The 13,820-nt window shown below is 70.8% G+C and carries 16 protein-coding genes; 12 read left to right on the top strand and 4 right to left on the bottom strand.

Annotated features, from left to right (window positions below; translation table 11 throughout):
- Positions 1 to 31: 31 nt before the first annotated feature.
- The 4 genes from rpsA to ACFT4A_RS10870 all read left to right on the top strand — a co-directional run bounded on the left by rpsA (position 32) and on the right by ACFT4A_RS10870 (position 3,807).
- Positions 32 to 1,537, top strand: coding sequence for a 30S ribosomal protein S1 (gene rpsA / locus ACFT4A_RS10855; protein WP_189728867.1), 1,506 nt, complete (start codon positions 32 to 34; stop codon positions 1,535 to 1,537).
- A 231-nt stretch (positions 1,538 to 1,768) separates the two neighbouring features.
- Positions 1,769 to 2,707 (top strand): PAC2 family protein, encoded by a 939-nt coding sequence (locus ACFT4A_RS10860; protein WP_382827948.1) that lies wholly within the window; start codon positions 1,769 to 1,771, stop codon positions 2,705 to 2,707.
- A 30-nt stretch (positions 2,708 to 2,737) separates the two neighbouring features.
- Positions 2,738 to 3,376: a dephospho-CoA kinase gene (coaE, locus tag ACFT4A_RS10865; protein WP_382827950.1), complete on the top strand. Its 639-nt coding sequence runs from the start codon at positions 2,738 to 2,740 to the stop codon at positions 3,374 to 3,376.
- A 50-nt stretch (positions 3,377 to 3,426) separates the two neighbouring features.
- Entirely contained in the window at positions 3,427 to 3,807 is a 381-nt protein-coding gene (locus ACFT4A_RS10870) for a M48 family metallopeptidase (RefSeq protein ID WP_189728861.1), read from the top strand.
- Positions 3,808 to 3,826: 19 nt separating this feature from the next.
- Here ACFT4A_RS10870 and ACFT4A_RS10875 read toward each other — a convergent pair whose 3' ends face one another.
- Complete coding sequence (locus ACFT4A_RS10875) at positions 3,827 to 4,108, bottom strand: DUF6343 family protein (RefSeq protein ID WP_382827953.1); 282 nt, start codon at positions 4,106 to 4,108, stop codon at positions 3,827 to 3,829.
- 163 nt (positions 4,109 to 4,271) lie between these two features.
- Between ACFT4A_RS10875 and ACFT4A_RS10880 the strand changes: the two genes are divergently transcribed.
- The 3 genes from ACFT4A_RS10880 to ACFT4A_RS10890 all read left to right on the top strand — a co-directional run bounded on the left by ACFT4A_RS10880 (position 4,272) and on the right by ACFT4A_RS10890 (position 6,622).
- Complete coding sequence (locus ACFT4A_RS10880) at positions 4,272 to 4,952, top strand: class I SAM-dependent methyltransferase (protein ID WP_382827956.1); 681 nt, start codon at positions 4,272 to 4,274, stop codon at positions 4,950 to 4,952.
- Between the two features lie 30 nt (positions 4,953 to 4,982).
- A complete protein-coding gene (locus tag ACFT4A_RS10885; protein ID WP_382827959.1) occupies positions 4,983 to 6,023 on the top strand; it encodes a protein kinase family protein in 1,041 nt (346 codons plus the stop codon).
- A gap of 137 nt (positions 6,024 to 6,160) precedes the next feature.
- Positions 6,161 to 6,622, top strand: coding sequence for a DoxX family protein (locus ACFT4A_RS10890; protein WP_382827962.1), 462 nt, complete (start codon positions 6,161 to 6,163; stop codon positions 6,620 to 6,622).
- Between the two features lie 174 nt (positions 6,623 to 6,796).
- On the opposite strand, the gene ACFT4A_RS10895 is transcribed toward ACFT4A_RS10890, so the two are convergent.
- A complete protein-coding gene (locus ACFT4A_RS10895; RefSeq protein ID WP_382827964.1) occupies positions 6,797 to 7,321 on the bottom strand; it encodes an RNA-binding S4 domain-containing protein in 525 nt (174 codons plus the stop codon).
- Between the two features lie 122 nt (positions 7,322 to 7,443).
- Here ACFT4A_RS10895 and ACFT4A_RS10900 point away from each other — a divergent pair, with 122 nt between their 5' ends.
- The 3 genes from ACFT4A_RS10900 to ACFT4A_RS10910 are packed head-to-tail and all read left to right on the top strand — an operon-like array spanning position 7,444 to position 10,189.
- Positions 7,444 to 8,157 (top strand): ArsR/SmtB family transcription factor, encoded by a 714-nt coding sequence (locus tag ACFT4A_RS10900; protein WP_382827966.1) that lies wholly within the window; start codon positions 7,444 to 7,446, stop codon positions 8,155 to 8,157.
- On the top strand, positions 8,154 to 9,488 hold the full coding sequence (locus ACFT4A_RS10905) for an MFS transporter (protein ID WP_382827968.1): 1,335 nt from the start codon (positions 8,154 to 8,156) through the stop codon (positions 9,486 to 9,488). The genes ACFT4A_RS10900 and ACFT4A_RS10905 overlap by 4 nt, the downstream gene beginning before the upstream one ends.
- Entirely contained in the window at positions 9,488 to 10,189 is a 702-nt protein-coding gene (locus ACFT4A_RS10910; protein WP_382827970.1) for a uracil-DNA glycosylase, read from the top strand. Before ACFT4A_RS10905 ends, ACFT4A_RS10910 begins: the two co-directional genes overlap by 1 nt.
- Before the next feature lie 4 nt (positions 10,190 to 10,193).
- Here the strand turns inward: ACFT4A_RS10910 and ACFT4A_RS10915 are convergent, their stop codons facing one another.
- Positions 10,194 to 10,850 (bottom strand): GntR family transcriptional regulator, encoded by a 657-nt coding sequence (locus ACFT4A_RS10915; RefSeq protein WP_382827972.1) that lies wholly within the window; start codon positions 10,848 to 10,850, stop codon positions 10,194 to 10,196.
- Between the two features lie 161 nt (positions 10,851 to 11,011).
- Here ACFT4A_RS10915 and ACFT4A_RS10920 point away from each other — a divergent pair, with 161 nt between their 5' ends.
- Both ACFT4A_RS10920 and ACFT4A_RS10925 read left to right on the top strand, forming a co-directional pair.
- Positions 11,012 to 12,475, top strand: a complete 1,464-nt coding sequence (locus ACFT4A_RS10920) for an NCS1 family nucleobase:cation symporter-1 (RefSeq protein ID WP_382827974.1) — start codon at positions 11,012 to 11,014, stop codon at positions 12,473 to 12,475.
- Positions 12,476 to 12,480: 5 nt separating this feature from the next.
- The gene (locus tag ACFT4A_RS10925; protein ID WP_382827977.1) at positions 12,481 to 13,203 is read left to right on the top strand and encodes an aspartate/glutamate racemase family protein; all 723 of its coding nucleotides are present in this window, start codon (positions 12,481 to 12,483) and stop codon (positions 13,201 to 13,203) included.
- Position 13,204: 1 nt separating this feature from the next.
- Here the strand turns inward: ACFT4A_RS10925 and ACFT4A_RS10930 are convergent, their stop codons facing one another.
- Positions 13,205 to 13,810, bottom strand: a complete 606-nt coding sequence (locus ACFT4A_RS10930) for a gamma carbonic anhydrase family protein (RefSeq protein ID WP_382827980.1) — start codon at positions 13,808 to 13,810, stop codon at positions 13,205 to 13,207.
- Positions 13,811 to 13,820 lie beyond the last annotated feature (10 nt).

The following is a 13,820-nucleotide window of genomic DNA, read 5'->3' on the forward strand; positions in this document are numbered from 1 at the left end:
CTTCAATGTCCGTACCGGAGCCCTTTCCCACATGACGAGCAGCACCGAGACCACCGCAACGACCCCGCAGGTTGCGGTCAACGACATCGGTAACGAGGAAGCCTTCCTCGCCGCGATCGACGAGACGATCAAGTACTTCAACGACGGCGACATCGTCGACGGCGTCATCGTGAAGGTCGACCGGGACGAGGTCCTGCTCGACATCGGTTACAAGACCGAAGGCGTTATCCCGAGCCGCGAGCTCTCGATCAAGCACGACGTCGACCCCAACGAGGTCGTCGCCGTCGGTGACGAGATCGAAGCCCTTGTTCTCCAGAAGGAGGACAAGGAAGGCCGCCTGATCCTCTCGAAGAAGCGCGCCCAGTACGAGCGTGCCTGGGGCACCATCGAGAAGATCAAGGAAGAGGACGGGATCGTCACCGGTACCGTCATCGAGGTCGTCAAGGGTGGTCTCATCCTCGACATCGGCCTCCGTGGCTTCCTCCCGGCCTCCCTGGTCGAGATGCGCCGCGTTCGCGACCTCCAGCCCTACGTGGGCAAGGAGCTCGAGGCCAAGATCATCGAGCTGGACAAGAACCGCAACAACGTGGTCCTGTCCCGCCGTGCCTGGCTGGAGCAGACCCAGTCCGAGGTCCGCCAGACGTTCCTCACCACCCTCCAGAAGGGTCAGGTCCGTTCCGGCGTCGTCTCCTCGATCGTCAACTTCGGTGCCTTCGTGGACCTGGGTGGCGTCGACGGTCTGGTCCACGTCTCCGAGCTGTCCTGGAAGCACATCGACCACCCCTCCGAGGTTGTCGAGGTCGGCCAGGAAGTCACCGTCGAGGTCCTCGACGTCGACATGGACCGCGAGCGTGTCTCCCTGTCGCTGAAGGCGACCCAGGAAGACCCGTGGCAGCAGTTCGCCCGCACCCACCAGATCGGCCAGGTCGTGCCCGGCAAGGTCACGAAGCTGGTTCCGTTCGGTGCGTTCGTCCGCGTGGACGAGGGCATCGAGGGTCTGGTCCACATCTCCGAGCTGGCCGAGCGCCACGTGGAGATCCCGGAGCAGGTCGTCCAGGTCAACGACGAGATCTTCGTCAAGGTCATCGACATCGACCTCGAGCGCCGTCGCATCAGCCTCTCGCTGAAGCAGGCCAACGAGGCCTTCGGTGCCGACCCGGCCACGGTCGAGTTCGACCCGACCCTGTACGGCATGGCCGCGTCCTACGACGACCAGGGCAACTACATCTACCCCGAGGGCTTCGACCCCGAGACCAACGACTGGCTCGAGGGCTACGAGACCCAGCGCGAGGCGTGGGAGGGCCAGTACGCCGAGGCGCAGACGCGCTTCGAGCAGCACCAGGCCCAGGTCATCAAGTCCCGCGAGGCCGACGCCGCTGCTGCGGCCGAGGGCGGCGACGCCGCGGGTGCGGCTCCGGCCGCGAGCGGTGGCGGTGGCGGTTCGTACTCCTCCGAGGGCGCGGACAACTCCGGTGCGCTGGCCTCGGACGAGGCGCTTGCCGCGCTTCGGGAGAAGCTGGCGGGTGGGCAGAGCTGAACGCCCACTGAGCTGTAGCTCTTGACTGAGGGGCCGTACCTTTCGAGGTACGGCCCCTCAGTGCTGCTCGGGAGCGGTGGCCGGCTGCCGGTCCGGTGGGGGCTTGTCGCGCAGTTCCCCGCGCCCCTTCAGGGCGTCGTCCCCGTCGGCAAGATCATGAGTCTGCTCCTCCGGGAATGCCCATGGCCGCAAGGGTGTTGTGGAGTATGAACACGAGGAGGAGCGGTCACTGTGCTTGATCCGCAGGGTTTGTACGCATGGGAGCCGAAGGGGCTGGCTGTCGTCGACATGGCGCTCGCCCAGGAATCGGCCGGTCTTGTCATGCTCTACCACTTCGACGGATACATCGACGCGGGGGAGGCGGGCGACCAGATCGTCGACCGGCTGCTCGACTCGCTGCCCCATCAGGTCGTCGCCCGCTTCGATCACGACCGGCTCGTGGACTACCGGGCCCGCCGCCCGCTGCTGACGTTCAAGCGCGACCGCTGGAGCGACTACGAGGAGCCCGCCATCGAGGTGCGGCTCGTGCAGGATGCCACCGGAGCGCCGTTCCTGCTGCTGTCCGGCCCCGAGCCGGACGTGGAGTGGGAGCGCTTCGCCGCCGCCGTGCAGCAGATCGTGGAGCGGCTCGGCGTCCGCCTGTCCGTGAACTTCCACGGCATCCCCATGGGCGTCCCGCACACCCGGCCCGTCGGCCTCACCCCGCACGGCAACCGCACCGACCTGGTCCCGGGCCACCGCAGCCCCTTCGAGGAGGCGCAGGTCCCCGGCAGCGCCGAGTCCCTCATCGAATACCGCCTGCTCCAGGCCGGACACGACGTCCTCGGTGTCGCCGCCCATGTCCCGCACTACATCGCCCGCTCCCCGTACCCGGACGCGGCCCTGACGGTCCTGGAGGCCATCACGGCGGCTACCGGACTGGTGCTGCCCGGTATCGCCCACGCCCTGCGCTCCGACGCCCACCGCACCCAGACGGAGATCGACCGGCAGATCCGCGAGGGCGACGACGACCTCACCGCGCTGGTCGAGGGCCTGGAGCACCAGTACGACGCCGTCGCGGGCGCCGAGACCCGCGGCAACATGCTCGCCGAGCCGGTGGACATCCCGTCGGCCGACGAGATCGGCAAGGAGTTCGAACGCTTCCTGGCGGAGCGAGAGGGCGACACCTGACCGGCGAGGGGAGCGTCTAGGCTTCCGGGCATGGTGAAGGTTGGTCTGACCGGCGGCATCGGTGCCGGCAAGAGTGAGGTGTCACGGCTGCTCGTCGCATGCGGGGCCGTGCTGATCGACGCGGACCGCATCGCGCGGGAGGTCGTCGCGCCGGGGACCCCGGGTCTCGCCTCGGTCGTGGAGGCCTTCGGCGAGCAGGTGCTCGCCCCCGACGGCAGCCTTGACCGCCCCAAGCTGGGCTCCATCGTCTTCGCCGACCCGGCGAAACTCGCCACCCTCAACGCGATCGTGCACCCGCTGGTGGGCGCCCGCTCCCGCGAGCTGGAGGAGGCCGCCGCCGAGGACGCGGTCGTGATCCACGACGTCCCGCTCCTCACGGAGAACGGCCTCGCACCCCTGTACGACCTCGTCATCGTCGTCGACGCGGCCCCCGAGACCCAACTCGACCGGCTCGTACGGCTGCGCGGCATGACCGAGGAGGACGCCCGCGCGCGGATGGCCGCCCAGGCGACGCGCGAGCAGCGCCGGGAGATCGCGGACGTCGTCGTCGACAACGACGTCCCGCTGGAGGAACTGGAGCGCCGCGTGAAGGACGTGTGGGCCGAGCTGGTCCGCAGGTCCCACGCGTCCCGGCCGGACGCTCAGGGCCAGCCGTCACCTCAGGAATAGCGGCACCCCGAGGGGGCGTTGAACCTTTCCAGTGAGGGAAGGACTCTGCCGTGCCCGAGACCAGCGGTTCCACCGGACGTACCCCGGAGACGCATGTCATCGACTTCCGTGCCGCCGAGCAGCTGCTCGCCGCGCGGGACCCGCGGGGCGCGGTGAAGCTGCTCGACGGAGTCATCGCCGCGCACCCGGAGAACACCGCCGCGCGACTGCTGCGCGCGCGTGCCTTCTTCGCGGCGGCCCAGCTGCGGCCGGCCGAGCTCGAGTTCTCGATCGTCCTGGAGCGCGAGCCGGACAACGCGTTCGCGCACTTCGCGCTCGCCCGCACCTATGAGCGGCAGAACCGCCCCGACCAGGCGAAGCGCCATTTCCGCCTGGCGGCGGCGTTGGACCCGAATCCGCAGTTCCAGAAGGCCGCGCGCTTCGACTCGTGAGCGGCCGTCCCGGTACGCCTCATCCGCCCCGTCTGTCTCTGGGGTGGTTCTCGGGTGGCTGGTAGGGCGGGATGTCGGGGCCCGGCTGCCAGTGCGGGCCCTGGCGGATGTGCCTGAGGACGACGGCCAGGTCGATCGTGACGACCAGCAGCAGCACACCGCACGCGATGGCCCAGCCGGGCCGCCCGGCGAGCGTGAACGCGACCGTCCCGAAGAGGGCCCAGACCAGCCCCCACACACTCAGCCAGAAGCGCGCCCGCAGGGCACTGCGCGCAGTCGCCGGTTCACTGCCTGTACGCATCGCGATCTCCACTCCTGATGGCAACGTACTCTCCGCCGCGGATGCGGACCACCAGGGGGAGCCGGGGCTTGTAAGTGAAACCTCGTTCACTCGGTCGGGTGAAGGCGGCCGGGAGGGGAACTGGCTTGCGGGCGTGGGCCGTTGGACCGGCATGGAGATGAAAATGCGTGAGGGGTACGAGGGGACGGGACCCGGGGCCATCACCCCGGACGGCTGCGCGGTGGAGCTCTACTCCCGACTGCCGGTCGGGGATGAACCGGACATCATCGCCGCGGCGGTGCCCAAGGGCGCGCGCATCCTGGAGCTGGGCAGCGGCGTCGGCCGCATGACCCATGGACTGCTGGAGCGCGGGTTCACGGTCACGGCGGTGGACGAGTCCTCCGAGATGCTGGAGCGCGTGCGCGGCGCGCGCACGATATGCAGCCCGATCGAGGCCCTGGACCTGGGCGAGACCTTCGACGTGGTGCTGCTCGCGTCGTTCCTCGTGCACGCGGGGGACGTCGAGGTGCGGCGGGGCTTGCTGCGCACCTGTGTGCGCCATGTCGCGGAGGGCGGCAGCGTGCTGATCCAGCGGGAGGGCGCCGACTACCACACGAACCTGCCGCGCGAGCGCGTGGACCCCAGCGGCTTCACCGTGCGGATCGTGTCGGCGGAGCCGGTCGGCGACGGGGTCAACTCGGTGCGTGCGGAGTACGAGTTCCCGGACGCGGTCTGGACACAGACGTTCCGGGCGCGACCGCTGACCAAGGATCAGTTCGAGGAGGCGCTGGAGGAGGCGGGCCTGAAGGTGGACCGGTATCTGACGGAGGACGGGATATGGGTGAGGGCGGTGCGGGCGGCCTAGGCGACCGAGGTGCGTGAGAGGGCGTACGGGATGGCGGAGCCCGGGCGTCTCATCGGCTACGACACGGTCTCGACGTCCCTGGCGCTGCTCGGTGACACCGCACTGCGCGAGCTGGTGGACGCGGCCACACCGCTGGGCACCGGTATCGGAGGAAAGTCGGCCCGGCTGGACGTGTCCGGTACGCCGGTCTTCGTGAAGCGGGTGCCCCTGACGGACCTGGAGCGACGGCCGGAACACGTCCGGTCCACGGCCAATGTGTTCGGGTTGCCGGTGGTCTGCCAGTACGGCGTCGGCGGGCCCGGGTTCGGGGCGTGGCGGGAGGTGGCCGTCCACACCATGACCACGAACTGGGTGCTCTCCGGGCAGTTCCAGGGCTTCCCCCTGATGTACCACTGGCGTGTCCTGCCGGACGGGGCGACCGGCCTGCCGGAGGAACTCGCCGATGTGGACAAGGCCGTGGACTACTGGGGAGGCAGCGCGGCGGTACGGCGGCGTATAGAGGCCCTGCGGCGGTCCTCGGCGAGTGTCGCCCTGTTCCTGGAGTACGTCCCCCAGACGCTCCACGCATGGCTGACGGCTCAGGTGCGAGCCGGTGGCGAGGCGCTCGACCGGGCGTGTGCCCTGGTGGAGAAGGAACTGCGGGACGGCACGTCCTTCATGAACAGCCGCGGACTGCTCCACTTCGACGCCCACTTCGAGAACATCCTGACCGACGGCCGGCGCCTGTACTTCGCCGACTACGGACTCGCCCTGTCCACCCGCTTCGACCTCTCGCGCACCGAGGCCGACTTCTACGACCGGCACAGCACCTACGACCGCTGCTACACGGCCAGTTTCCTGGTGAACTGGCTGATCACCGCCCTGTACGCGGGCGACTGGGAGGAGCGTGGAGCACTGATACAGGCATGGGCCGAAGGGCGGCAGCCCAGCGGCGCGCCACCCGGGGCGGCGGAGATCCTCAGCCGCAACGCCCCGGTCGCGGCCGTGATGACGGACTTCTACCGTCGGGTCCAGGGGGTGAGCAGGACGACGTCCTATCCGGGGGAGAGGCTCCGGCGGCTCTGCCCGTGACGGGCGGGGGCTGAGCGGGTTTCGAGGTGGAGAGGAGCTGGAAGGGCAGAAAATCCGCTGGGCGGCGATGAGTTCGCGGGCGAGCGGCGGTCTACCTCTTCGACATCAGCACGGACCGCTTCCCCCAGGAGACCTTCATGCCCGAGACCACCGCTCCCGTCACCGCCGCTTCCGCTTCTGCCGGCGTCGTCGTCGCCGAGTCCGCGACCGCTCGCGGGCGGCGTGCCCGGATCGCCCTGCGCGGTCTTCAGGTGCTGCTCGCCCTCTTCTACGCGATCCCGAGCGCCCTGCCCAAGCTGATCGCGCACCCGTCCGCCGCCGAGTCCTTCGAGAAGCTCGGCTGGGGCAGCGCGGGGATGTACACCATCGGGGCGCTCGAACTGGCCGGAGCGGTGGCCCTGTTGATCCCGGTGCTCCAGTCGATGGCGGCGATGGCGCTGAGTGCGTTGATGGTCGGCGCGTTCGTCGTGCAGGTGGCCGTGTTCGACGGGCAGTACGCGGCGACGCCGCTCATCCTGATCGTGCCGCTCGCCCTCATCGCCTGGGCGCGGCGGGGGCACAACGCGGATCTGCTGCGACTGCTGCGGCGAGGGGCGTGACCGGGTGACACCGTGTCGCGTGCGACGCCGGCGGCGTCCGGGCGGGCCTTGGGGCTCGTCCCGGGCGCCGACGTGTCGTGCGGCTGTGTTGTGTCCGTGCGACGTGTCGTGCGGCTTGTTGTGTCCGTCGGGGGACTGTGTTCAGGGGGGAGTTGATCCGTCGGGACCGGGTCCTCAAGGCGTGGGCTTGCCGATGTCGCCGCCGAGACCGTCGCCGTCGCCCGGGCCGGTCAGTCCGCGCAGACGTTCCATTTCGCGGCGGTCCCGCTTCGTCGGGCGGCCCGTGCCGCGGTCGCGGATGCCGGCCGGGGCGACGGCCTCGCGGGGCGGGGGCGGCGGGGAGTTGTCGACAAAGCACTGGGCGGCGACGGGTGCGCCGACCCGCTTGCGGATCAGACGCGTGACGATGACGACCCGCTCCCGGCCCTCGTGCCGTAGGCGTACCTCGTCGCCGACGCGTACGGCGTGTGCGGGTTTCACGCGGTCGCCGTTGACGCGGACGTGCCCGCCGCGGCAGGCGGTGGCTCCCATGGAACGGGTCTTGACGAGACGTACGGACCAGATCCAGCTGTCGACGCGGACGGTCTCGCCGCTCTGCGGCCCGGCCGCGTCGGCGGCGGCCATCGCCTCGGCGACCTTCGGGTCGAGGGCCTTCGCCTCTCCGCTGCCGGAGTCGTTCGCCGCACCTTGTGAAGCCATGTCCCCGACCTTAGTCCTCCGAGTGGTCCGATCAGGCGGGATATTCTCCTCCGTCGCCATCTACAAAACAAGTTTTGCAAAATGTCTTTTGCTGAATGGCCACGGCGGCCTACCCTCCCGGCATGGACAGCGACGAGCGCAATCGCGTACTCGACCCCGAGCACGACACCGCCGCCCTGAAGGCCCTCACCCACCCCCTGCGCATCCGGCTGCTCGGGCTGTTGCGGCAGGACGGGCCCGCCACGGCCAGTGAGCTCGCCGCGCGGACGGGGGAGTCGTCGGCGTCGGCCAGTTACCACCTGAGGGTGCTGGCGAAGTACGCCTTCATCGCCGAGGCCGAGCACCGTGACGGGCGGGAGCGGCGCTGGCGGGCGCTGCACACCATGACGTCCTGGAGCAACGAGGCGATGGAGTCCTCCGAGGCGGGCCGGGCCTTCGTCAGCCTGGCGCGGCGGCGGCAGTTGGAGCACCTGGAGTCGTCCCTCGCCCGGCACGAGGCGGACATGGCCGGCGGTCGACTCGGTCAGGAGTGGGTGGAGGCGTCCGGGATCAGTGACCTCATGCCCCGCCTGACGGCCGGGTCGCTCACCGAGCTGTGGGAAACGATCGCCGGGAAGCTGGAGGAACTGACCGCCCGGGACGCGGACGACCCGCGCGCCGAACACGTCGTGCTCCTCACCGCCGGCTTGCCGCTCGCCCCGCACGACCGCGAGGACGTGGACCCGCAGGACCGTGAGGACGTGGACCCGCACGACCGTGAGGACGGCGACCCTCACGACCCTGAGGGTGCGGACCGGCAAGGCCGTACGGGCGAAGCCCACGAGGGCACCTCATGACGCACCTCGTTGTCGAGGCGCCCGGGGCACGGACCGCTCGCCGTCGTTACGCCACCGTCTGCGCGCTCTTATGGCTGCCGCCGGGCCTCGGTATGGCCTCGATGGTCCTCCTGTTCGGCGAGCGCGGGATGTCCCTCGGCGCGGTGGCGGGCCTCTTCGCCGTTCACTCACTGACCGTGGCCGCGCTGGAGCTGCCCACCGGCGGGCTCTCCGACGTCCTCGGGCGGCGGCCGGTCCTGGCCATGGCCGGTGTGCTCAACCTCGTCGCCGCGCTCCTGCTCGGCCTCGGCACCACCGCCTGGGTCCTCACCGCCGGCATGGTGCTCATGGGCGTGGCCCGGGCCCTGGCCAGCGGTACCGCGGAGGCCTGGTACGTCGACACCGCGCAGGAGGTGTCCGGCCCCGACGCCGAGCTGCGGACGGGACTGGCCCGGGGCGGATCCGCGACCTCCGCCGCGCTCGCGGTCGGCCTTCTGCTCGGCGGGGCCCTGCCCTGGCTGCTCGGTGTCGGACCCGACCTCGGTGCCAGGCTCAGCGAGGCGACGTCCGGGGCGGTGCCGCCGTTGGCCGTTCCCGTGCTGCTCGGAGCCGCGGTCAGGGTCGTCTTCGTCGTCTATGTGCTGGCCGTCCTGCATGAGCCGCCGCGACCGCCGGCCACCCTGCGATCCGTGCTGCGCGGCGTGCCGGTCACCGTCCTGGGCGGGCTGCGGCTGGGCGGACGGGACGCGCTGGTCCGTCGGGTCGTGCTCAGCGCCGCGGCCGCCGGAAGTGCCGTGGCCGTCATCGAACTGCTCATACCGGGCCGTACCGTCGCGCTGACCGGGGCGGCCGGGTCCGGGGCGCTGGTCTACGCCGTGCTCGCCTGTGCGGGTTTCGCCTGCTCCGGCGTCGGCAGCCACCTCGCCCCGTTCGCCGCCCGGGTCGCGGGCGGCGGCGAGCGGGCCGTGCTGATCTGCCTCGGGGCCGGGGCGAGCGGCCTGCTCCTGCTCGGTGTCACCGCGTCCGCCGCACATCCGGTGGCCACGACCCTCGCGGTCGTCGGCTTCTGCCTGGTCTACCTCGGTCTCGGCGCGGCGGGCCCGAACGAGAACGAACTGCTGCACCAGCGCGTCTCCGGCGAGGGCCGCGCCACCGCCCTGTCCGTCCAGTCCCTCGCCCAGCAACTGGTCGGCGCGCTCACCGGCCTGATCGTCGGGGTGATGCGGCCGGGCCCACTGCCATGGCTCCTGACGGGTGCCGTGCTGCTCGCCGGGGCGCTGCTGTGGCTCCGCCGCGGAGAGGACCGGGCCGCGCAGGTCACCACCGCCCGCCCCGCGCCTACCGTGGAGTGATGGACGCCAGTGGCCTTCCCCTCCTCGACCGGCGCATCGCGGACTGCCGGGCCTGTCCGCGGCTGGTCTCCTGGCGTGAGGAGGTGGCCCGTGCCAAGCGAGCCGCCTACGCGGACTGGACGTACTGGGGCCGGCCGGTGCCCGGGTTCGGGCCGGCGGACGCACGGTTGCTGATCGTGGGGCTCGCCCCCGCGGCCCACGGCGGCAATCGCACCGGGCGGATGTTCACCGGCGACCGGTCCGGGGACGTCCTGTACCAGGCGCTGTACGACGTCGGGCTCGCCTCTCAGCCCACGGCCGTGGACGCCCACGACGGCCTGGAGTTGTACGGCGTACGCGTCACCTCGCCCGTGCACTGCGCCCCGCCCGCCAACAAGCCCACCCCCGAGGAGCGGGACACCTGCCGTCCCTGGCTCGTGCGGGAACTGGAGCTGCTGCGTCCGACCCTGCGTGCCGTGGTCGTGCTCGGCGCCTTCGGCTGGCAGGCCGCGCTGCCGGCGTTCGCCGAGGCGGGCTGGTCCGTGCCCCGGCCACGCCCCGCCTTCGCCCACGGGGCCCGCTACGACCTCGACGGTCTGGAGCTCTTCGGCTGCTTCCACGTCAGCCAGCGCAACACCTTCACCGGCCGGCTCACCCCCGAGATGCTGCGCGACGTCCTGCGAACGGCTGCGGAGGCGGCGGGGCTGCCCCGGCCGGAGTAGGTCTCTACGGGAGTTCTTCGTCCCCGAACAGCTGCCGCACCGTGGAGCGGTAGTTGGTCCGTACGTGCGTGAGCGCGTGTGCGCGGGCCCGGTCCGGGTCGCCCGAGGCGATCGCCTCGTACAACTCGCGGTGCTCGACGAGGAGCTGGGGCCACTCCTCGTTGCGCCGGGTCATCCAGCGCAGCCGGCCGGCGACCGGTTCCAGGGCCTCGGTCAGCAGGCTGTTGCCCGCCATCGCCACGATGCGGTCGTGCAGGCGGCTGTTGACGTCCGTGATCACCTCGGCGTCCTCGGCCTCGGTCGCGGCGGCGGCGCGGTCGATCAGTTCCCGGACCTCGGCCAGGTCCTCCGGCGTCGCACGGGACGCGGCGAGTCCGGCGGCGTAGACCTCCAGCGCCTCGCGCAGTTCGAACAGTTCCTTGACGTCGGTCGGGGTGAGGCGGCGGACGACCGTGCGGCGCGGGGTCTCGAAGTGGACGAAGCCCTCGGCGACGAGGGCCCGGATCGCCTCCCGGACCGGAACGCGCGAGACGCCGAAACGCTCCGCCAGCTCGCGTTCCACCAGGCGGTCGCCGGGGCGGAGGCCGCCCGCGATGATCTCCTGCCGCAGCTCGGCGGTGACGCGTTCGCGGATCGCTCCGATGGGTTCGATCTTCGTCATGAAGCCCATCCTCGCCGACACGGGGTGTCTTTTACGGAGCGTTAACGAGAGCGACATCGGTCAGAACGGTTGACGGGGAGACCATGAGCGCAGTTTGGTATACCAAACGCAAGCGCCCGCTGAGAGCAGCCCTCCGTCGTCCCCTTGCTCATGGAGGCCCCGTGTCCCTCGCCGACCGTGCCGCGACCACCGGCACCCCAGCGTTCGTCCCCGATCCCCGGCTCACCAACGAAGACCTCGCGCCCGCGAAGAAGCGCAACTGGAAGGTCTTCGACCTCTTCGCCATGTGGATGTCCGACGTCCACAACCTCGGCAACTACACCTTCGCCGCCGGACTGCTCTTCCTCGGCATGAACGTCTGGCAGATCTTCACGTCCCTGCTCGTCGGCTTCGTGATCATCTACATCGGCATGAACTGGATGGGGAAGATCGGGCAGCGCCACGGCGTCCCCTTCCCGGTGGTCAGCCGGATCGCCTTCGGGGTGTGGGGCGCCAACATCCCGGCGCTGATCAGGGCCGTGATCGCCATCATGTGGTACGGCATCCAGACCTACCTGGCCTCCGTCGCCGTCAACGTGATGCTGCTCGCGGCCTGGCCGGGCCTGGAGTCGTGGACGCACAACTCCTTCCTGGGCCTCGACGCACTCGGCTGGGTCTCCTTCATCGCCTTGTGGCTGGTGCAGGCGGCGATCATCAGCCGGGGCATGGAATCGGTCCGCAAGTTCCAGGACTTCTGCGGCCCGGCGATCTGGCTCGTGATGATCGCGCTGGCCGTGTGGATCCTGGCCAAGGCCGGCTGGACGATCTCGCTCACCTCCACCCCGCACCCGGTCTCCGTGGGGGAGCAATGGCGTCAGTGGTTCGGCGCGATCGGCCTGGTCCTCGCCACGTACGGCACGCTGATGCTCAACTTCTGCGACTTCGCCCGCTTCTCGCCCGACTACAAGACGGTCAGGCGCGGCAACTTCTGGGGCCTGCCCATCAACTCCACGGCCTTCGTGATCGTGTCGGTCATCGTCACCGCGGGCGCCTTCGAGGTGTTCGGCAAGGAGATCACCGACCCGGCCTACCTGGTCGCCGAGATCGGCAACACCTGGGTGCTGGTGGTGGGCGCGCTGACCTTCGCCATCGCCACCATGGGCGTCAACATCGTCGCCAACTTCGTCTCACCGGCGTACGACCTGGCCAACGTCTGGCCGCAGAAGATCACCTTCAAGGTCGGCGGCATGATCAGCACCGTCGCGGCGCTGCTCGTCACCCCCTGGAACCTCTTCTCCAACCCGACCGTCGTGAACTACTTCCTCGGCGGCCTCGGTGCCTTCCTCGGCCCGCTGTTCGGCGTGATCATGGTCGACTACTACTGGGTCAAGCGCGGCCGGGTGAACGTGGACGAACTGTTCGACGCGACCCCCGGCTCCCGCTTCCACTACCGCAAGGGCGTCAACCCCAAGGCGCTGTGGGCGTTCCTGCCCGCGGCCGGTGTCGCCGCCGTCCTCGCGCTGGTGAAGACCTTCAGCGAGGTGGCGCCGTACTCCTGGTTCATCGGCACGGCCCTCGCGGCCGGGCTGTACGCGGCCCTGTGCCGGCGTGAACGTGCCGTGGCCGCCCGGCCGGTGGAGGTCTGAGAGACGTGCGGATCGCCGTCACCAACTGCAACACCACGCAGGAGATGACCGAGGAGATCGTACGAGGTGCCCGGGCCGCCGCAGGCCCGGGCACCACCGTGACCGGACTGACCCCCGCCTGGGGGCCCGAGTCCGCGGAGGGCTGGCTCGACAGCTACCTGTCCGCCGCGGCCGTCCTGGACACACTGCGGACCTACGACGGACCGCCGTACGACGCCGTGGTCATGGCCGGCTTCGGCGAACACGGGCGGGAGGGCGTGCGGGAGCTGGTGGACGTACCGGTCGTCGACATCACGGAGGCCGCCGCGCATCTCGCCTGCCTGCTGGGCCGTCGCTACGGCGTCGTCACCACGCTGGAGCGGTCGCGCGGCCAGATCGAGGACAGCCTGGAGACGGCGGGTGTGGCGCGGAACTGCGCCGCGGTCGTCGGCACGGGCCTGAACGTGCTCGACCTCGGCGACGACGAGCGCACGGAGACGGCGTTCCTCGCCGCCGCCGAACGGGCCTGTGCGGCCGGGGCGGAGGTGCTGGTGCTGGGCTGCGCCGGGATGACCGGCTTGCAGCGGGCGGTCGCGGAGAAGCTGGGCCTGCCGGTTGTCGACGGGGTCGCGGCGGCGGTCAAACTCGCGGAGTCGCTGGTGGCGCTGGGGCTGACGACCAGTCGGGTGGGGAGCTATGCGGAGGCGCTGCCGAAGCGGAGGGTGTGGGGGCGGCCCGAACGGCGGTAGTTCAGGACGGGCCGTCGAGGGTGACGTCGTCGCGGTGAGCCCCGTACAACGCCACCTGGCGGGCCATGACCTCCCGCATCGACGTGCCGCGCGGGATGCCGTACACCGTGCCGGGGAAGTCCAGTGCCTCCTGGATCTGCCACAGTTCGTCGTGCTCGCCGGGGGCGAAGAGCCGGGCCCGGGGTGCTCCCGCCGCGATCCAGCCGATGGGCAGGACCGTGCCGGGCGGCAGCACGGAGTTGACGTGCAGCACGCTGTGGATCCGCAGCTCGGAGCCCGTGCTCGCGACTGCCCCCGGGAAGACGCAGGCGCCGGTGGCCACGAAGACCTCGTCCTCCAAGGTCGCCCCGTTGACATGGGCGTGCGGGCCGACGAGCACGGCGTCACCGATCACGGCGGGGTGCCCGGCCCGCCCCCGCACCAGCGCGTTCTCCATCACGACGACGTCCGAGCCCACCCGCACCTCCCCGTCCTCGGCGGTGAGCACGGCCCCGTGCAGCACCCGGGTGCGCTCCCCGAGGACGACGGCCCCGCACAGGACGGCCGTAGGAGCGACGTACGCGGACTCGGGGACGACGGGGCGCCGCCCGCGGTGCTCGATCAGCATGGAGTTCTCC

Origin of the sequence: Streptomyces sp. NPDC057099 (assembly GCF_042671245.1) — a bacterium.
GTDB lineage: Bacteria > Actinomycetota > Actinomycetes > Streptomycetales > Streptomycetaceae > Streptomyces > Streptomyces purpurascens.